Genomic DNA, 18,234 nt, shown 5'->3' on the forward strand with positions numbered 1-18,234 from the left:
ACCCTGGTTCGGTTGCCTCGTCCGCACATAAGGAGTCCCCCCGTGAGTTCCCCGACTGCCAGCGCGACCTCAGCTACCGCCGGTCGGCTGGCCGGTGAGGCGGCGCGGCGGCGCACCTTCGCGGTGATCTCCCACCCGGACGCGGGTAAGTCCACCCTGACCGAGGCGCTGGCCCTGCACGCCAAGGTGATCTCCGAGGCGGGCGCCATCCACGGCAAGGCGGGCCGCAAGTCCACCGTCTCCGACTGGATGGAGATGGAGAAGGCGCGCGGTATCTCCGTCAGCTCCACGGCCCTGCAGTTCGAGTACGGCGAGTGCGTCATCAACCTGGTGGACACCCCCGGCCACTCCGACTTCTCGGAGGACACCTACCGCGTGCTCACCGCGGTCGACGCCGCGGTCATGCTCATCGACGCCGCCAAGGGCCTGGAACCGCAGACGCTCAAGCTCTTCCAGGTGGCGCGCGACCGCGGCATCCCGGTCATCACGGTCATCAACAAGTGGGACCGCCCGGGCCAGGCGCCGCTGGAGCTGCTCGACGAGATCGTCGACCGCATCGGCCTGACCCCCACCCCGTTGTTCCTCCCGGTCGGCATCGCCGGTGACTTCCGCGGCCTGCTGCGCCGCGGCGAGGAGGGCGCGGCCACCGAGTACATCCACTTCACCCGCACCGCCGGTGGCGCGACCATCGCCCCGGAGGAGAGCTACAGCCCCGAGCAGGCCGCCGAGCGTGAGGGCGATGCCTGGACCACCGCCGCCGAGGAGAGCGAACTGCTCTCGGCGGCCGGGCAGGACCACGATCAGGAACTGTTCCTGGCCGGGCACACCTCGCCGGTCATCTACGCCTCCGCCATGCTGAATTTCGGTGTGCGCCAACTGCTCGAGACCCTGGTCGAGCTCGCGCCGCCGCCGCGCGGGCGCACCGACATCAAGGGCGAGCCGCGCGATACCACCGCGCCGTTCAGCGCCGTCATCTTCAAGGTGCAGGCGGGCATGGACACCGCGCACCGCGACCGGCTGGCGTTCATGCGCATCGTCTCCGGCGAGTTCGAGCGTGGCATGGTGGTGACCCACGCCCAGACCGGGCGGCCCTTCGCCACCAAGTACGCGCTGACCGTCTTCGGCCGCGAACGCACCACCGTCGACACCGCCTACCCGGGCGACGTGGTCGGCCTGGTCAACGCGACCGCGCTGGCCCCGGGGCACACGCTCTTCGTGGACAAGAAGGTCGAGTTCCCGCCGATCCCGTCCTTCGCGCCCGAGCATTTCGCCTCGCTGCGCGCCAAGACCGCGGACAAGTACAAGCAGTTCCGCAAGGCCATGGATCAGCTCGACTCCGAGGGTGTGGTGCAGGTGCTGCGCAACGACGCCCGCGGTGAGCAGTCGCCGGTGCTGGCCGCGGTCGGTCCCATGCAGTTCGAAGTCGTCACGGCGCGAATGCAATCCGAGTTCAATGTCGAGACCCAGCTCGACCATCTGCCGTTCCAGCTGGCGCGGCGCACCGATGCCGAATCGGCCGCGGAGCTCAGCCGGCAGCGCGGCGTCGAGGTCTTCACGCGGACCGACGGCGCGATCCTGGCCCTCTTCAGCGACAAGTGGCGGTTGCAGTACATCGCCAAGGAGATGCCGAAGCTGACCCTCGAACTACTGGTCGCCGGAACGGAATAGGACTCCGGTCGGCTTCGGGCGGAGCGGGCGTTCAGCCCATCGTGCCCGAGCCGTCCGAGCTGGGCTCGACGCGGGGCGTGTCCGCGGGATCGCGGGCGATCAGGCCCCAACGGCTGGAGGTCAGGCGCAGACTCGGCAGGTCCGAGAGCGAGAGCACGACCTCGTAGGTGCGTTCGTAGCCGGTGTGCGCGATACGCCACTGCCCGTCCTCGCAGCGCACGTATTTGTCCGTGTAGAACGCCGCGCCGCGTAGGAGCATGTTGTGGCCGGGGATGAGCACGGTGTCGGCCAGGTACCAGGTGCCGGTCGCCTCGTCGCCGTCGACGTCGATTTCCGGGTGGTCGCAGCGGTGTTCGGTGATGACGTGCGGGCCCAGCGTATTGCGCATGAAGGCGAGGAAGGCGTCGCGCGATTCGAACTGGAGGTACTCGCTGTAGGTGGCGGTGGCCTCCGGAATCATGGTGTCGGCGAACTCCTCCCACGCCTTCGTGTCGAGCGCACGCAGGTAGCGGAACTTCAGCCGGCTGATCGCCGCGACGGCATCGGAATCCATACCTTCCACAATCCCATCAGGTGCGGGAAACCTGAGGAAATCGGCACGGATTTGTACCGGATCGCTATCAGCCGGATACCGAGTCAGTTGTTGATGGTGAAGCAGGTGTTGCAGAAGTCCTCGCCGAATTCGGTCAGGCGCAGGCTCTTTCGGACGATCTTGGGGACTCGACCGGCCTTTTTCAGCGCCTGCTCGACCACGGGCTGCACTTCCAGCACCATGTATCGCGACAAAACGACCGGATCTTCCGAGGTCATGGTGAGACCGAGACGGCTCAGATTGATCAGGTAGTGCCGCGCGCGGTCCGGGTAGCGGACGCCGGACTGCTCCGGAACCGAGGTCAGATCCCCCGCGACCAGCTCCGACCCGATGCCCAGCGGCCGATTGGTGCGCACGTCGACCGACGGCTGCGGGCCCTGCAACGCCATGAAGCGCAGGATCCGGGCCTCGTCGGGGGCGAGTTGATCGAGGATGCGGTCGTAGGCCGGGTGCACGTCCTCGGTGAAGTAGACGTCGGCCGAGCGGGCCAGCAGCGCGTCGCCGCGGCGGCGCAGATCCTCGGTGGTGCCCGAGCGGACCAGACCGCCGCCGTTGGCGATGGCCTGCTGCGGCGCGGCGCCCATGGGAGTCGGTACGTAGCTGACGATCTCGCGCACCGAGCCCTCGGTGACACCGAGCGCGCTGCGCGCGATCGACCGCAGCGCCGCCCCCGTGCGCTCGGCGATATCGGCCGAGGACTCGCCGTCCAGCGCCGCCTGGGTCAACTGCTTGGTGATCTCGAAGCTGGTGCCGACCGCCCACTCGGTCCCCCGCACCGCGGTGCCGGCCGCGAGCCCGGCGGCCCGGAAGACCCCGCGGATCAGACGGGCCTCATTGCTGATCTGCCGCTGCTCCACATCGGAACTGCGTTCCACGGCACGAGGTCCCGGACGGGTCACGTCCTGCCCCGGGATCCTGTCTTCCGCCACGTCCATCTCCGAATATCGCCAGGTGAACACAATCGTCCACAGATTATTGCCCCCGACGGACCTGCGGGCACGTTGAACCCATGAGCCAGACGAAGGTTACCCCAGTCCACGTCCGCCGAGTAACGACGCACATGACCCCCAACACGAACGATCAAAGGACGATATGGCTGTGGTCTCCGCCATTCTCGTGGTCCCATCGGGAGAGAGGAACATCGAGCCCGGGCAGTGTGACCGAGATCTCCGACCCAGACACTCCGCCGCTGGACTCGCTTCCGGAATAGCCAGTAAGGTCCGAACCGCCGATGGGGTAGTCAACGCCTAAGGCGGTGCGTTGCGGGTCGGCAGGAGGGTGTCGCGTGCTAGAGAGTGTCTTCGGGGTGCGTCCGACCCTCCTATTGGAATTGATCACGATTCCGCTGTTCACGGGCGTGATCGGCTATATCACCAACTGGACCGGCGTGCTCATGTTGTTCAAGCCGATCCGGTTCCACGGATTCCGGCTGCCCGGTTTGGCCGCGGTGTTTCCTTTGCTGCCCAAGCGGATTCAAGTGCTGCCGCTGTTGCAGTACGACGGGCGGATCGGCTGGCAGGGGATCGTGCCGTCGCGCGCCGACAAGATGGCCAGCATCGCCGTCGACAAAGGACTGGCGAAACTCGGGAGTGTCGCGGATTTCTATCGCGAACTGGAACCGGACAAGCTCGCTGAACATTTTGTTGAAATTGCCGATCTTCAGATTCGCGGCATTGTCGAGGAGATCCTCAAACGCGAACATCCACAGCTCTGGTACAACCTGCCGACAGGTGTGCGGGAGATGGTCCACAACCGCGTGCGGGAACAGTTGCCGGATATTCTCCGGGAACTCACCGATGAACTCGGCAAGAACATCGATCAGCTGCTGGACGTCAAGTCCATGACCATCCGCTACTTCCAGGCGCGGCCGCAGATGCTGAATTCCGTGTTCCAGGTGCTCGGCGCCAAGGAACTGCGATTCATGCAGAACTTCGGCTTCTACTTCGGCGCGCCCATGGGTCTGGTGCTGGTCGGAATCCTGCACTGGACGCACTGGTCGTCGCTGGTCGTGCTGCCGGTCGGCGGGGTGATCATCGGCTGGGTGGTCAACTGGATCGGCATCAACCTGATCTTCGAGCCCGCCTATCCCAAGTGGTGGTGCCCGTGGCGGCAGGGCCTGCTGATCAAGCGGCAGGACGAGATCACCGAGGGCTACGCGGCGCTGGTGGCCAGCGAGATCATGACCGTCGCCAATATCGGCGACGAACTGCTCAACGGCCCGCGCGCCGATCGCACCATGCAGATGCTCACCGACACCCTGCGCCCGGCCGCCGACCGCGCGCTCGGCCCGGCCCGCTCGGTGGTCAAGTTCGCCCTGGGCAGCCGGGAATACGACACCCTCCAGGACACCCTCACCAACGAGGCGATGACCATCGCGCCCATCGCCTTCGCCGACCCCGCGTTCAACGTGCAGCAGGGCGTGCAGGTGCAGGAGTACATCGCCAAACAAATGTCGGCGCTGCCCCCGCCGGAGTTCGTGGACATGCTGCGTTCGGCCATCAAACAGGATGAATGGCTTTTGTTCGTCCATGGCGGCGCGCTGGGGCTCTTCGCCGGTTACGCTCACCTCCTGATCTTCGGAACAGGAGTCGCCACCACATGGATATGACCGAATCCTCCTCTGGCGAGGACGATCCCGCCGATCCCTCCACCGTCATCGCTGTTCGCGAGTCCGCGCCGCTGCCGGTGCCGGTGGACTCGGGTGAGCGGCGGGGTTCGGCCGGACCGGTGCGTGCCGCCACGGGAGTGGTTCGGGTGGCCATGTCGGCGGCGGTCGAGGCCAGTTTCTGGAGTCTGCACACCGCGCTCGGGGTGACCTCGGTCGTGCTGCGCGGCAGCATGGCCGGGCAGCCGCCGCGCGAGATCCTCTCCGACGCCGGCGCGCAGGTGCGGCAATCGGTCCGGCAGGCGCTGGGCGTGCCCGTGCCCGAGGACCTCGACGCCGCACCCGATTCCGGGCACACGGCGCTGCTGCGGGCCCGCGGCGCGGAACTGCTGCGCCGGTCCGCGGACTTCCACGCCGAGGACGACACCCACCATCACACCGCCTACTCGCGCATCCTGGGCGAACTCGCGCCCGACGAGGCGCGCATCGTGCGGCACCTGTACCTGGACGGGCCGCAGCCCGCGGTCGAGGTGAAGACCGGACGCAGCTCCTACCGGGGCGTGTTCAACCTGCTGGGCGAGGACGCGGCCCTGCGCTACCCGAACCGGATCGACGAGTACCTGGCCAATCTGGACCGGCTCGGACTGCTCGACGTGACCCGCGAAGCGCTGGGCAACCCCAACCGGTACCAGCTGCTCGAGGCCATGCCGGAGGTGCGGCGGCTGCTCAAGCGGGCGAGCTTCGGCACCAAGGTGCTCTATCGCACCGTCGAATTGACCTCCTTCGGTGCGGGTTTCGTCCGCACCTGCCTGCCGGTTCCCTCACTCGACCCGCAGATGCTCGAGCAGCACGGATAGATTCTCGAACCGCACGGATGGATGTCCGGCAGTGTTCACGAACAATCGATCGCCGTCCACCACCAGGGTGAACGGCGATTGTCGTTGGAGCTCAGGCGTCTTCGGCCAGTTCCAGCCAGCGCTCTTCGGTGGTCTCCTTCTCGGCCTGCACCTGCTTCAGTTCGGCGCCCAGCTTCACCAGCTTGTCCGGCTCGGTGGCCGCTTCGGCTAGCGCCGCGTGCAGCTTCTCCTCGCGGTCGGTGAGCTTCTCGAGCGCGCGTTCCAGCTTGGCCAGTTCCTTGCGGGCGGCGCGGTAGGCGGCCGAATCCGTGGCCGGGGCCGTGGAATTCGCGGCGGCGGCCGGGGCGGCGGAGCGGGCCGGGGTGGCCGGGCCCCCGCTCAGCGCGGCGCGTTTGCGCAGGTATTCCTCGATGCCGCCGGGCAGGTTGGTGAGTTTGCCGTCGCCGAACAGCGCCCAGGTGGTGTCGCAGATGCGCTCGATCAGATAGCGGTCGTGGGAGATGACCACCATGGTTCCGGCCCAGCCGTCGAGCATGTCCTCGAGCTGCTGCAGGGTGTCGATGTCGAGGTCGTTGGTGGGCTCGTCGAGCAGCAGCACGTTCGGCTCGGCCATCAGGATGCGGGTGAGCTGCAAGCGGCGGCGCTCGCCGCCGGACAGGTCGCGCACCGGGGTGCGCTGTTTGGCCGGGGTGAAGCCGAGCCGCTCGGCCAGCTGACCGGCGCTGATCTCCTTGTCGCCCAGCATCATTCGCTGCGCCACGTCCTGCACGGCCTCCAGGACGCGCATGTCCAGCGGCAGGTCGTCGAGTTCCTGGCGCAGCCAGCCGATCTTGACGGTCTGGCCCTGGATCCGCTTGCCGGACTGCAGGTCCCGCTCCCCCGCGAGCGCGCGCAGCAGGCTGGTCTTGCCGGAGCCGTTCACGCCGACCAGGCCGACCCGTTCGCCGGGCGCGAGCCGCCAGGTCAGGTCCTTCACCAGTTCCCGGCCGTCCGGGAGGGCGAGGGTGGCGTCCTCGAGCTCGACCACCACGCGGCCCAGTCGCTTTCGCGCGAAGGAGGCCAGTTCCACGGTGTCGCGCGGGGCGGGGACATTGGCGATCAGGGCCTCGGCGGCCTCGATCCGGTAGCGCGGTTTGGAGGTGCGGGCGGGCGCGCCGCGGCGCAGCCACGCCAGTTCCTTGCGGGCCAGGTTCTGGCGGCGAGCCTCGCTGGCGTCGGCCTGGCGGACGCGTTCGGCGCGGGCGAAGATCCAGTCGTTGTAGCCGCCGTCGTAGGTCTCCACCTTGCCGCCCTGCACCTCCCAGGTGCGGGTGGCGACGGTGTCGAGGAACCAGCGGTCGTGGGTGACGACCACCAGCGCGCTGCGGCGGGCGAGCAGATGCTCGGCCAGCCACTGCACGCCCTCGACGTCGAGGTGGTTGGTGGGCTCGTCGAGCACCAGCAGGTCCAGCTCGCGAACCAGGGCGGCGGCCAGCGCGGTGCGGCGGCGCTCACCACCGGAGAGGTTGGCGACCGGGGTGTCCATGCCGAGATCGGCGATGCCGATGCCCTCGACCACGGAACGGATACGGGGGTTGGCCGCCCATTCGTGCTCGGCGACGCCGTCGGTGCGCTGATCCTCGGCCAGGCCCGCGAGCACGACATCGCCGACCGTCGCGTCCTCGGGGAGGACGCCGCGCTGGGTGACGACCGCCATGCGCAGGAATCCGGCCCGGCTGACCCGGCCCGAATCGGGCTCTTCGAGACCTGTCAGCACCTCGAGCAGCGTGGTCTTGCCGCCACCGTTCAGACCGACGACACCGATCCGCTCCCCTTCCTGAACCCCGAGGGACACCTTGTCGAGCAGCGGCTTGACGCCGAAGCTCTTACTGACGGTTTCCAGGTTGATCAGGTTGGCCACGGAACTGTCCCGCCTCTCCGGGTCTTTTGACGAACCGTAAGAGCCTACTCACCCGCCGTCGCGGACCGGCGGTCGCGTTCGGAGAGACTCGGCCCGTCCCCGGCCAGTTACCCCGAAGCTCACGAAATCAGTTGTCGCCCACGATGCGGCGCGCGCCCGGGACCGGGCCGTGGGCGGTGCGGACGCTGCGGGCGACGCCCGCGCCCGCGAGCTCGGCGGCGACGGCGACCGCGGCCTCCTCGCTCTCGCACAGGAAGGCGCAGGTCGGGCCGGAACCCGAGACGATGCCCGCCAGGGCTCCCGAGGTGACACCGGCCCGCAGGGTGCGGCGCAGGTCTGGCTTCAGCGACAGCGCGGCGGCCTGGAGGTCATTGCCGAGCAGCGGGGCTAGCTGGGTCGCGTCGCCGGAGGCCAGGGCTTGGAGCAGGTCCTCGGGGCTGCCGAGGCGCGGCGGGTCACCGGCCTCGCGCAGGCGGTCGAGTTCCTTGAAGACGGCCGGAGTGGACAGGCCGTCCTTGGCCAGGGCCAGCACCCAGTGAAAGGTGTTGCGGGACAGCACCGGGAGCAGCTTTTCGCCGCGGCCCCGCCCGAGCGCGGTGCCGCCGTGCAGGGAGAATGGGACATCACTGCCGAGTTCGGCTGCGATATCGGACAATTCAGCCCGGCTGAGGCCGAGCTCCCACAGGTCGTTCAACCCGACCAGGGCCGCGGCGCAGTCCGCGCTGCCGCCCGCCATCCCACCGGCCACCGGAATCCCCTTGGTGATCCCGATTTCCACCAGCGGCGCCCGGCCCGCCTGATCGGCGAGCCGGACCGCCGCCTGCCAGACCAGGTTGGTGCGGTCGGTGGGGACCTCGTCGGCGCCCTCGCCGGTCACCTTGACCCGCATGGCGGCGGCCGGCGCGATCTTCAGATCGTCACTGAGCGAAAGGGCTTGGAAGACGGTGGTGAGGTCGTGGTACCCGTCTTCACGCAGGTCACCCACCCCGAGGTGCAGATTCACCTTCGACGGGGCACGCACGATCACGGGACTCGGCACAACTGACAGCACGCGCCAAGCCTAATGGTGCTCAGAGCAGCGCACCGCCGGTGGCGTCGATCCATTGGCCGGTGACCCAGCGGCTGTCGTCCGAGGCCAGGAACGCGACGATATCCGCGATCTCGGCGGGCTCGGCCACGCGATTCAGTGGTGACTTCGCCGATACCGCCGCCATGGTCGCGTCGTTGCGCAGCCAGTCGGCGTTCATGTCGGTGTCCACCACGCCCGGCGCCACCGCGTTGACGGTGATGCCGCGCGCGCCGACCTCCTTGGCCAGCACCGAGGTGAAGGCGTCGATCGCGCCCTTGGTCATGGTGTAGGCGAGCAGTTCCGGCATGCCCGCGCCGCGGGTGAGCCCGGTGGAGACGTTGACGATGCGCCCGCTGTCGCGCAGCCGGTCCAGGCCCAGCTTGGTGACGAAGAACGGGGATTTCGTATTGACGGCGAAGACCCGGTCGAACGCCTCTTCCGAGGTGCCCCCGATGGGTTCCCGGACGCCGTCGGTGCCGGCGTTGTTGACCAGGATGTCGAGGCCGTCGGCGTGGGCGTCGAAGGCGGTCCACAGCGCTTCGGCGTCGCCGGGCACGCCGAGGGTGGCGGCGAAGGCGAAGGCCTGGCCGCCCGCGGCCTCGATGCTCGCGACGGTCTCCTTGGCGGCGGCCGCGTTGCCGTTGTAGTGGACGCCGACCCGGGCGCCGTCGCGGCCGAGGCGCCGCGCGATGGCGCGCCCGATTCCCCGTCCGCCGCCGGTGACCAGTGCCGTCTTGCCGGAAAGTGCGCCCATGACCTCGTCCTTCGTTCGTCGGCCACATTCTCTAGTGACCGTTACAGAAACCGACGATAACACATGTGTAGCGGTCGTTATAAAATCGCTGACATGGCCACAACCACCCGGGGTCGCCCCCGCTCGTTCGACCGCGACGCCGCCCTCGACCAGGCGCTGCGGCTGTTCTGGGAACGCGGCTACGAGGCCACCTCGGTCAGCGACCTGACCAAGGCGCTAGGCATCGGAGCGCCCAGCCTGTACGCGGCGTTCGGCGACAAGCGGAAACTGTTCGACGAGGTCCTCACCGCCTACGGCACGAGTTACGGCGGCTTCGCGGCGCGCGCCTTCGCCGAGGAGCCGACCGCCCGCACCGCCGCGGAGCGCACCCTGCGGGAGGCCGCGGCCGAATACGCCCGGCCCGGACAGCCGCCCGGCTGCCTGGTCATCCACGCGGGCACCAACACCACCAATCATGAAGTGCTGCAACTGCTTCAGACGCTGCGCAATGACAATATCGACGCCTTCGAGCGGCGGATCCGCGAGGACGTGGCCGCCGGACGCCTGCCCGCCGACACCGACGCCCGGGCCCTGGCCCGCTACACCGGGGCCGTCATGCAGGGCATGTCGCAGGCCGCGCGGGACGGCGCGGACGAGGGTGAGCTGCGCCGAGTGGCCGCGCTGGCCATGCTGGCCTGGCCCGACTGAATTTCTCGGACCAACCGCTTGCGTCAGGTACCCATGGGGGGTATGTTTCTCGATGTCGGGGATACCCCCTCACCGTATGAGAAGCGAGCGAAGGAGACCACCATGGCCACCAGCACCTACACCGTCACCGGCATGACCTGCGGCCACTGCGTCGGTTCGGTCCAGAAGGAGATCGGCAAGATCGACGGCGTCACCAGCGTGGATGTGGATCTCGCCAGCGGTCTGGTCACCATCGAGTCGGCCGCCGAGCTCGCCGACGCCGCTGTGATCGCCGCCGTCGACGAAGCGGGTTACGAGGTGGCCAGGTGAACGATCGACTGAAGTTCGCCGCCTTCGGTGGCGGACTGGTCGTCTTGTTCGGAGCCGCGCTCGGCATCGGCGCCCTGGTGGGCGACCGGTCCGGCGCGGCCCCGGCCGAGGCCGCCGACCACTCCCAGCACGAGACCGCCGCGCCGACCGGCCTGCAGGACAGCCTCTCCGGCTACACCCTCGGTGAGATCAGCGCCCCGGCTACCCCCGATCAGCAAGGCGCGCTGCGTTTCCGGATCACCGGACCGCAGGGCACCGTCACCCGATACGACAACCTCCACGACAAGGACCTGCACCTGATCGTGGTCCGCTCGGACGCGAGCCAGTTCCGGCACGTGCATCCCACCCGGGCCGCCGACGGCACCTGGTCGCTGGACTGGAAGTGGGCCGCGCCCGGCAGCTACCGGGTGTTCGCCGACTTCTCCCCCGCCGGCGGGCCCGGCGAACTGGTCCTGAGCCGCACCGTCGCGGTCGCGGGCAATGTGACCGACAAGCCGCTGCCGCCGGTCTCCGAGACCGCCGACGTGGACGGGTACCGGGTCACCCTCGCCGGTGATCTGACCACCGCGGGCAGCGAACTGACCTTCAGCGTCACCCGGGACGGCAAGCCGGTGACCGACCTGCAGCCCTACCTCGGCGCCTACGCGCACCTGGTAGCCCTGCGGGCCACGGACCTGGCCTACCTGCACGTCCACCCCGAGGGCGAGGTCGGCAAGACCGCTCCCGGCCCCGACGTCGCCTTCCACGCGCAAGCGCCCAGCGGCGGCGAGTACCGCCTGTACCTGGACTTCCAGCACGGCGGCGCGGTCCACACCGCGGAATTCACCGGCACCGCATCCACCGCCGCACCCGCTTCGGGTGCGCCCGCATCACACGGAGGAGGTCACTCATGAGCGCCCCGGCTCCCGAGCGTTCGATCGAACTCGATATCGGTGGAATGACCTGCGCCTCCTGCGCTTCCCGGATCGAGAAGAAGCTCAACCGGATGGACGGCGTCACGGCGTCGGTCAACTACGCGACCGAGAAGGCGAAGGTCAGCTTCCCCGACTCGGTGACCGCCGATGACCTGATCGCCAAGGTCATCGACACCGGCTACACGGCGGCCGTGCACCACACCGAACCGGTGAAAACCGAGGCGGCCGAGACCGATTCGGCCCCGTCGGCGGCGGATCTGTTGCGGCACAAGCTGCTGGTGACGCTCGCGCTGGCGGTCCCCGTGGTCGCCATGGGCATGTTCCCGGTCTTCCAGTTCACCAACTGGCAATGGCTCTCCCTCACCCTGACCGCGCCCATCGTGGTGTGGAGCGCGTCCCAGTTCCACCGGGCCGCGTGGGTGAACGCCAAGCACGGTGCGGCCACCATGGACACGCTGATATCGCTGGGCACGCTGGCGGCGTTCAGCTGGTCGGTGTACGCCCTGTTCTGGGGCAATGCCGGAATGCCCGGCATGAAGCACCCGTTCAGTTTCGTCATCGAGCGCGGCGATTCGTCCTCGGCGCTGTACTTCGAGGTGGCGGCCACCCTGGTCACCGCCATTCTCGCGGGCCGCTATTTCGAGGTGCGGTCCAAGGAGAAGGCCGGGTCCGCGCTGCGGGCGCTGCTGGAGCTGGGCGCGAAGGACGTGTCGGTGCTGCGCGGCGGCGTCGAGACCCGGATTCCCATCGGCGATCTGCGGGTCGGCGAGGAGTTCCTGGTCCGTCCCGGCGAGAAGGTCGCCACCGACGGTGTTGTGGTGAGCGGCAATTCGGCGCTCGACATGAGCATGCTGACCGGTGAATCGGTGCCGGTCGAGGCGGGCCCCGGCGATCAGGTGGTGGGCGCGACCGTGAACGCCGGCGGCCTGCTGACCGTGCGCGCCACCCGGGTCGGCGCGGATACCCAACTGGCGCAGATGGCTTCGCTGGTCGAGGACGCGCAGAACGGCAAGGCGCCGGTGCAGCGGCTGGCCGACCGGTTGGCGGGCGTGTTCGTGCCGATCGTCATCGCGATCGCGGTGGCGGCGCTGGGCTTCTGGCTCGGCACCGGCGCGGCGGTGGCGACTGCGTTCGGCGCGGCCGTCGCGGTGCTGATCATCGCCTGCCCGTGCGCCCTCGGCTTGGCCACGCCCACCGCGCTGCTGGTGGGCACCGGGCGCGGCGCGCAGCTGGGCATCCTGATCAAGGGCCCGCAGGTGCTGGAGTCGACCCGGCGGATCGACACCGTGGTGCTGGACAAGACCGGCACCGTCACCACCGGCAAGATGACGCTGGCGGAAGCGATTCCGGCGGCCGGCGTCGATGCCGACGACTTGCTGTCGGTGGCCGCGGCCGTCGAGCACGGCTCCGAGCACCCGGTCGCCAAGGCCGTGGTCGCCGGCGCCGCCGAGCGCGGACTCGACACCGAAAAGGTGGAGCAGTTCGTCAGCCACGGCGGTAAGGGCGTGCAGGGTCTGGTCGGCGAGCGGGCCGTGGTCATCGGGCGCACCGAGCTGATGGCGGACTGGTCGATCACGGTGCCGGAAGTCCTGGCGGACGCCAAGACTCGCGCCGAGCAGGCCGGGCAGACCGCCATCGTGGTGGCCTGGGACGGACAGGCGCGCGGCGTGCTGGTCATCGCCGACGCCGTGAAACCGACCAGCGCGCAGGCGATCTCGGAGATGAAGGCGCTCGGGCTCACCCCCGTGCTGCTGACCGGCGACAATGCCGCGACTGCGCGCACCGTGGCGGATCAGGTCGGCATCGCGGAGGTCATCGCCGAGGTGCTGCCCAGCGACAAGCTGGACGTGGTGAAGAAGCTGCAGGACGAAGGCAAGGTGGTCGCCATGGTCGGCGACGGCGTGAATGACGCGGCCGCCCTGGCCCAGGCCGATCTGGGCCTGGCCATGGGCACCGGCACCGATGTCGCCATCCAGGCCGCCGACCTCACCCTGGTCCGCGACGACCTGCGGGCGGTGCCCACCTCGATCAAGCTGTCCCGCGCCACATTGCGCACCATCAAGGGAAACCTGTTCTGGGCGTTCGGCTACAACGTGGCGGCCATCCCGCTGGCCGCCGCCGGCCTGCTGAACCCGATGCTCGCGGGCGCCGCCATGGCGCTGTCCAGCGTGTTCGTGGTCAGCAACAGCCTGCGGCTGCGCCGCTTCCGCGGGTGAGCCGACACCGCGTCGGCAGGTGAGTCACGGCGGCAGGTGAGTCACGGCGACGGGCCGCCCGGATCGCACGATCCGGGCGGCCCGTCGCGGTCGTCGTCCTGCGCTTCGCTGTCATCGTGTTGAATGTCGGGTGTCCACCGCCGCCCCCTCTCGAGGAGCTTCGTTGACCACCATCGCCGAATACCTGGCCTCCGCCCAGATCCAGGCCGCCCCGGTCGACCCCGCGGCCCCCGGCGCGCCGAAGGTCACCGTCGGCGTTCCCGAAGGCTGGCAGCAGGTCCCGCCGCAGATGTTCCCCGGCTCCTTCGGCGTCTGGACCCAGCCGCCCGTCGACGGCTGGGCCGACAACGCGGTCCTCCTGGTGGCGACCTTCACCCCCGCCGTCGACCCCGCCGAACTCCTCACCCACGCCTTCGACGATGCCCGCCAGCTCCCCGCGTGGAAGGACATCGACACCGACACCGCGGACTACGACGGCCTCCCCTCGGCCGCCATCACCGGCACCTACGAGGTCCAGAACCTCACCCTGTGGGCCTACAACCGCTACATCATCGTCGACTCCGACCAGGGCCAGTACCTGGTCCAGCTCACCATCACCACCCGCAACGACAGCGACGGCAGCGCCCCCACCGCCATCCTCCAGGGCCTGTCCATCTCGGCGTAGCTACCGCTCCCACACCCCACCGGCGAGAAACCGATCCCACTGCTCGCCGGTGAACACCAACGCGGGCCCACCGGGGTCCTTGGAATCACGGACCCCGACCCCGCCCCGGTTCAGGAATGCGACCTCGACGCAGTCCTGTCCCCCGGCGCTCCGGCTGCTTTTGAACCATTCGGCTTGGGCCAGCTCATTTTTCACGCTGAATACTCCTTTGCCATCCGCCGCAGCAGGTTTCTGCTGTCGGCCTCGTTCAACGCTACGCGTTCGATGGTGGCGAACGCGGCACGATACTGGTCGACGGTGCCATCCAGCTCGAAGTACATTGCGCCCGTGTAGCTCTCGACATAGACGACAGTTGGCTCCTCGGGCTCGCCGTCATCGTCCACGGCGAAATCGAGGATCGTGAAGGGGCCGGGCGAGACGCCCAGGGGAAATCCCGCTGCGGCAGACAGGATCCGAACAGACACATTCGGCGGCATGGCCGCGAGGTGCCGGAGTTGGGCGGCCATGACCTTCGGGCCACCGACCACTCGTTGCAGCGCGACTTCGTCGATGACCAGGCGCGTGGTCGCGGGCTTGCGCTTCCTGGTGATCAGGGACTGTCGCCTGATTCGAAGATGCACCCGCCGTTCGATGGCCGTAGGCGACTCATGCGGAAAGTAGATGTGGTCCAGCGTGCGCGCATACTCCGGAGTCTGGAACAAGCCGGACACCATGTCGGGCCGGTAGATCGTGATCCGCTCGGCCGCCGACTCCAACCCGACGTATACGTTGAACCCAGCCGGAATCAGGTCTCCGTATTCGTGCCACCACGATTTCACATTGGCTTGCTGCGCAAGCCCTTTCAGCGGCTCCACATATTCGGGCGCATCGTAGATCCGGCACAGTTCTTCGATGTCGCTCAGGTGGATCCGTTCGGTCACTCCGGTTTCCAGCCTTTGCAGGCTGCCGGTACCTCGCTCGGCCAGCTTGGCCGCCTGCACGATCGACAGACCACACTGCTGCCGCAGTTCTCTCAAGTACCGCCCAAGTTGGCGGCGAGGCAGATTGCTGGAGCGCTTCGACATGACCATCTCCTGGCGTCGGCTCCGAAACCCGAATCAATTGTGCGCCGAAATCGGATGGCGTGCTGGGGAAACGCGCAGAAATCCTGCGCACGCAGAAATCGCGGTCCTTCGATCGCAGTTTCTGCTGTCCGATGTACGCATCCCCGGTTCCCCAACCACTCCGAAACCCCACCGGGAGCCCGGGAGCGACCGAGATCCGCGTTCGAGAGGAGACCATAATGCGGTGGGACACCTGGGCACTTCTGACGATCGCAGTCCTCTGCGGCAGCGTGATCCTCTGGTCCTGGTGGGGCTTCCACCACGACGCTCCCGCACCAGAGCCCACCGTCCTACGACTCTCCGTCATCGGCGGCGGCCACCTCGACGTCCCCCGCCCCGAAGCAGATCCCGGACGCCATCGCCGAGCACCACGACCAATGCGCACTCACCCAAGGCATCTCCGCCGGACGCCGCAAAGGTTCGCGGCATGACCCCCGCCGAGGTGGCCGTTCTCACCGCACTCAGCCCCGACCGCACTCTCACCGCCGCCCAAGTCCAGCTCGCCGCAACTCTCACTACCTGGCGTACGCGCAACGCCTTGGCCCATCTCGAATCCCGTGGTCTGATCGTTCCCAGTCACCCGCGCGGTCGCTGGCGGATCACCCCGCGCGGCCGCGCAGCGCTGACCTCGAAGGCGAGTAGGTTTCGTTGATCCAGCCGGGTCCGACAGCCGGTGCGGCAGCGCTGAACTGCCCTGAACCACCACTACTGCTCATGAATTGGCGACGATTCGATGATTCGCGGCAGGGTTGTGGAGGAAAAGACCAGTCAGGGTGGCGGACTCGGCGGTCGTGTCCGGTTGGCGGAACAATGGCGGTATGGATTTCGAGGATGCGGGCGGGTCTACCGCGCGGCTGATGGAGGAGCTGGTCGATCGGCTCGGGGAGAAGGCGCGCGCGTCAGTGGTTTTCGGGGATCCGATCACCGGCGACGGGGTCACGATCGTGCCGGTGGCCCGGGCGGGGTTCGCGTTCGGTGTCGTGCCCGGTCGCGGTTCCGCCGCCGACGAGGTCGTCGACGGCGGGGGTTCGGGCGGCGGAATGGAGATGCGGCCGTTGGGATTCATCGAAATCCGGGACGGCTCCGCCCATTACCGCCCGCTCCCGGCCCGGTGGACCGGCGTGGCCCTGCCTCTGGCCGGGATCGCGGCCGGCCTCCTCGCACCGTACGCATTACGCGCCGGACGCCGCCTTTACCGGGCGCGCCGCGGCTGAACCGGCCACCTCACCGGCGGTGAGTGCGCGGTGGCGCTGCTGCTCGAGTTCGATGAATCCGTCGATCAGGGTGTTGTAGACCCGCTCGACCAATGTCGGGTCGACGCCGTGGCGCACCGCCAGTTTGCGGAGGCGGACCATCATCCGGCCGCGCCGGTCGGGGGCGCGGACCTCGTGTTCGTCGCGTTTGAAGGTGGCGGCGCGCATCACCAATTGCTGCCGGGCGCCGAGCAATTCGATGATCTGCGCGTCGATCGCATCGATCTCGCCGCGCACTTCTTCCAGAGACATGAATTCGGACCTCTCGATTCGAGGCCACCGACGCGTCAGCCGAGCGACGCGAGACGCGTCGGCCACCGCACCGGCAGCCGACACGAACGCACGTCAGAGCCGCCGAAACCTCGGCCGCCACGACTGCGTCATCACCATCACTCGGCCATCAAACCACAGGTCCGCGGCGGTCGCCGATCAGTCGAGGTCGTCGAAGGTCTCGATGTCGGTGCGGAACGATCCTCCGTCGGCGGGTGCGATCAGGACGACGAAGTCGGGCAGGGCGGTGGCGGTGGCGTCGCCCTTGTCGTCCGTCGCGCCGGGTTCCGCTTCCCAGTCCAGGAGGTGGACGGTTACGGCGTACGAGCCTGCCGGAAGGTCGATGTCGGTCGGCTTCATGTCGGCCACCGTCGACTCTTCCTCATCGAACGAGCCGACCTCTTCGATGCCGCTGATCTTGGCGACGCCCGTGGACACGAACAGGTACGGCTCGGAGGAGTTCTGCGCGTACCGCCGCTCGCGCTCGGTGAGCTCCCCCGCCGCGCCCTGCCGCACCAGCACTCCGAATCGCCCGTCGGACAGGATGTTCAGCGGCACCAGCCGACCGGCGCGGACGTGCTCGATGATCGGTTCGTCATCCAGCAGCTCCAACTCCCAGCTGTCGTAATCGACAACATGGGTGAACGCCGCCGGATCCCACAGCGCGAGCATCCCCGAACCGGTGACCGCGGTGAACACGCGCTCGCTCGACACATCGACCGACAATCTCGAAGTCATGCCGGTCAGCATGGCAGGGCCTACCGACAGAACGCGATATCGCCCACTACCGCAAGGGAATTGGCCGGCGAGTCAGGGACAGGATCGCGGCGATACCCGTCCGGCCATCGACACCGACGACATCGCTCCCTCCGCCGGCACGTTCCTCCGACGGCAATCTATCGGCCCGATGTGGATGTCCCCGGACCGATCACGGGGATCGTGTGGAGAACATCGCGTAGATTCCGACCATGCCCCTGGGACACCTCGGCGTCAATGTCACCGATCTCGCTGCGGCACGCCAGTATTACGACCAGCTGATGCCGCTGATCGGCTACGACCAGCTGCTGGCCGACGATACGCAGTTCGCCTACTGGCCCGCGGGCGGCAAGGTCGGCACGTATCTGTTCTTCTACCCGGCCCCGGAGCCGGGCTACTCCCCCGAGCGCGCGGGTCTTCAGCATCTCGCGTTCATGGTCCCCACCCGCGCGGACGTCGACCGGGTCCACGACTGGGCCTCGGGTCGTGGCGACGAGATCATCCATACGCCCCAGTCCTTCCCGCAGTATCCGCCGCCGTACTACGCCACGTTCTGGCGCGGGTACGACGGCGTCATGCTGGAAGCGGTGTGCCACAAGGACCGGTGAGCGGGGCCT

Annotated in this window: 19 protein-coding genes; 10 read left to right on the forward strand and 9 right to left on the reverse strand. The window is 68.4% G+C overall.

Translation table 11 applies throughout. The annotated features are described in order from the left end of the window. The first annotated feature begins 42 nt into the window (after nucleotides 1-42). Complete coding sequence (locus ACQPYY_RS29575; protein ID WP_433591796.1) at nucleotides 43-1,668, forward strand: peptide chain release factor 3; 1,626 nt, start codon at nucleotides 43-45, stop codon at nucleotides 1,666-1,668. A 31-nt stretch (nucleotides 1,669-1,699) separates the two neighbouring features. Here the strand turns inward: ACQPYY_RS29575 and ACQPYY_RS29580 are convergent, their stop codons facing one another. Both ACQPYY_RS29580 and ACQPYY_RS29585 read right to left on the reverse strand, forming a co-directional pair. Further along, nucleotides 1,700-2,221 (reverse strand): nuclear transport factor 2 family protein, encoded by a 522-nt coding sequence (locus ACQPYY_RS29580; protein WP_379093010.1) that lies wholly within the window; start codon nucleotides 2,219-2,221, stop codon nucleotides 1,700-1,702. An 83-nt stretch (nucleotides 2,222-2,304) separates the two neighbouring features. Then, complete coding sequence (locus ACQPYY_RS29585) at nucleotides 2,305-3,195, reverse strand: DUF4393 domain-containing protein (protein WP_433594763.1); 891 nt, start codon at nucleotides 3,193-3,195, stop codon at nucleotides 2,305-2,307. Nucleotides 3,196-3,545: 350 nt separating this feature from the next. On the opposite strand from ACQPYY_RS29585, the gene ACQPYY_RS29590 reads away from it, so the two are divergent. Both ACQPYY_RS29590 and ACQPYY_RS29595 read left to right on the forward strand, forming a co-directional pair. Further along, entirely contained in the window at nucleotides 3,546-4,868 is a 1,323-nt protein-coding gene (locus ACQPYY_RS29590; protein ID WP_379093007.1) for a hypothetical protein, read from the forward strand. Then, nucleotides 4,859-5,722 carry an Abi-alpha family protein gene (locus ACQPYY_RS29595; protein WP_433591797.1) on the forward strand — a complete coding sequence of 288 codons (864 nt, stop codon included), beginning with the start codon at nucleotides 4,859-4,861 and terminating at the stop codon, nucleotides 5,720-5,722. The genes ACQPYY_RS29590 and ACQPYY_RS29595 overlap by 10 nt, the downstream gene beginning before the upstream one ends. A gap of 91 nt (nucleotides 5,723-5,813) precedes the next feature. On the opposite strand, the gene ACQPYY_RS29600 is transcribed toward ACQPYY_RS29595, so the two are convergent. The 3 genes from ACQPYY_RS29600 to ACQPYY_RS29610 form a co-directional block, all read right to left on the reverse strand. Next, nucleotides 5,814-7,622: an ABC-F family ATP-binding cassette domain-containing protein gene (locus ACQPYY_RS29600; RefSeq protein ID WP_433591798.1), complete on the reverse strand. Its 1,809-nt coding sequence runs from the start codon at nucleotides 7,620-7,622 to the stop codon at nucleotides 5,814-5,816. Between the two features lie 127 nt (nucleotides 7,623-7,749). After that, the gene (locus tag ACQPYY_RS29605) at nucleotides 7,750-8,673 is read right to left on the reverse strand and encodes a 4-(cytidine 5'-diphospho)-2-C-methyl-D-erythritol kinase (RefSeq protein ID WP_357280442.1); all 924 of its coding nucleotides are present in this window, start codon (nucleotides 8,671-8,673) and stop codon (nucleotides 7,750-7,752) included. A gap of 19 nt (nucleotides 8,674-8,692) precedes the next feature. After that, on the reverse strand, nucleotides 8,693-9,445 hold the full coding sequence (locus ACQPYY_RS29610) for an SDR family oxidoreductase (protein WP_433591799.1): 753 nt from the start codon (nucleotides 9,443-9,445) through the stop codon (nucleotides 8,693-8,695). 93 nt (nucleotides 9,446-9,538) lie between these two features. Between ACQPYY_RS29610 and ACQPYY_RS29615 the strand changes: the two genes are divergently transcribed. From ACQPYY_RS29615 to ACQPYY_RS29635, 5 genes are all read left to right on the forward strand, one after another. Continuing rightward, nucleotides 9,539-10,132, forward strand: a complete 594-nt coding sequence (locus ACQPYY_RS29615) for a TetR/AcrR family transcriptional regulator (protein WP_433591800.1) — start codon at nucleotides 9,539-9,541, stop codon at nucleotides 10,130-10,132. Nucleotides 10,133-10,234: 102 nt separating this feature from the next. Then, complete coding sequence (locus ACQPYY_RS29620) at nucleotides 10,235-10,441, forward strand: heavy-metal-associated domain-containing protein (protein WP_379092989.1); 207 nt, start codon at nucleotides 10,235-10,237, stop codon at nucleotides 10,439-10,441. Then, nucleotides 10,438-11,334 (forward strand): hypothetical protein, encoded by an 897-nt coding sequence (locus tag ACQPYY_RS29625; RefSeq protein ID WP_433591801.1) that lies wholly within the window; start codon nucleotides 10,438-10,440, stop codon nucleotides 11,332-11,334. The genes ACQPYY_RS29620 and ACQPYY_RS29625 overlap by 4 nt, the downstream gene beginning before the upstream one ends. Beyond that, the gene (locus ACQPYY_RS29630; RefSeq protein WP_433591802.1) at nucleotides 11,331-13,571 is read left to right on the forward strand and encodes a heavy metal translocating P-type ATPase; all 2,241 of its coding nucleotides are present in this window, start codon (nucleotides 11,331-11,333) and stop codon (nucleotides 13,569-13,571) included. Before ACQPYY_RS29625 ends, ACQPYY_RS29630 begins: the two co-directional genes overlap by 4 nt. Before the next feature lie 163 nt (nucleotides 13,572-13,734). Beyond that, on the forward strand, nucleotides 13,735-14,235 hold the full coding sequence (locus ACQPYY_RS29635; RefSeq protein ID WP_433591803.1) for an LpqN/LpqT family lipoprotein: 501 nt from the start codon (nucleotides 13,735-13,737) through the stop codon (nucleotides 14,233-14,235). On the opposite strand, the gene ACQPYY_RS29640 is transcribed toward ACQPYY_RS29635, so the two are convergent. Together ACQPYY_RS29640 and ACQPYY_RS29645 are read right to left on the reverse strand one after the other, a co-directional pair. Continuing rightward, nucleotides 14,236-14,430 (reverse strand): DUF397 domain-containing protein, encoded by a 195-nt coding sequence (locus ACQPYY_RS29640; protein WP_379092977.1) that lies wholly within the window; start codon nucleotides 14,428-14,430, stop codon nucleotides 14,236-14,238. Further along, the gene (locus tag ACQPYY_RS29645; protein ID WP_433591804.1) at nucleotides 14,427-15,299 is read right to left on the reverse strand and encodes a helix-turn-helix domain-containing protein; all 873 of its coding nucleotides are present in this window, start codon (nucleotides 15,297-15,299) and stop codon (nucleotides 14,427-14,429) included. Before ACQPYY_RS29645 ends, ACQPYY_RS29640 begins: the two co-directional genes overlap by 4 nt. A gap of 857 nt (nucleotides 15,300-16,156) precedes the next feature. Between ACQPYY_RS29645 and ACQPYY_RS29650 the strand changes: the two genes are divergently transcribed. Further along, a complete protein-coding gene (locus tag ACQPYY_RS29650; protein ID WP_433591805.1) occupies nucleotides 16,157-16,552 on the forward strand; it encodes a GerW family sporulation protein in 396 nt (131 codons plus the stop codon). Here ACQPYY_RS29650 and ACQPYY_RS29655 read toward each other — a convergent pair. Continuing rightward, complete coding sequence (locus tag ACQPYY_RS29655; protein WP_433591806.1) at nucleotides 16,511-16,843, reverse strand: chorismate mutase; 333 nt, start codon at nucleotides 16,841-16,843, stop codon at nucleotides 16,511-16,513. The two genes, ACQPYY_RS29650 and ACQPYY_RS29655, sit on opposite strands and share 42 nt — an antisense overlap. A 177-nt stretch (nucleotides 16,844-17,020) precedes the next feature. Next, nucleotides 17,021-17,599, reverse strand: coding sequence for a hypothetical protein (locus ACQPYY_RS29660; RefSeq protein ID WP_433591807.1), 579 nt, complete (start codon nucleotides 17,597-17,599; stop codon nucleotides 17,021-17,023). Between the two features lie 230 nt (nucleotides 17,600-17,829). On the opposite strand from ACQPYY_RS29660, the gene ACQPYY_RS29665 reads away from it, so the two are divergent. Further along, nucleotides 17,830-18,225 carry a VOC family protein gene (locus ACQPYY_RS29665; protein WP_433591808.1) on the forward strand — a complete coding sequence of 132 codons (396 nt, stop codon included), beginning with the start codon at nucleotides 17,830-17,832 and terminating at the stop codon, nucleotides 18,223-18,225. Nucleotides 18,226-18,234: the final 9 nt, after the last annotated feature.

Origin of the sequence: Nocardia sp. CA-145437 (assembly GCF_050956485.1) — a bacterium.
Taxonomy (GTDB): domain Bacteria; phylum Actinomycetota; class Actinomycetes; order Mycobacteriales; family Mycobacteriaceae; genus Nocardia.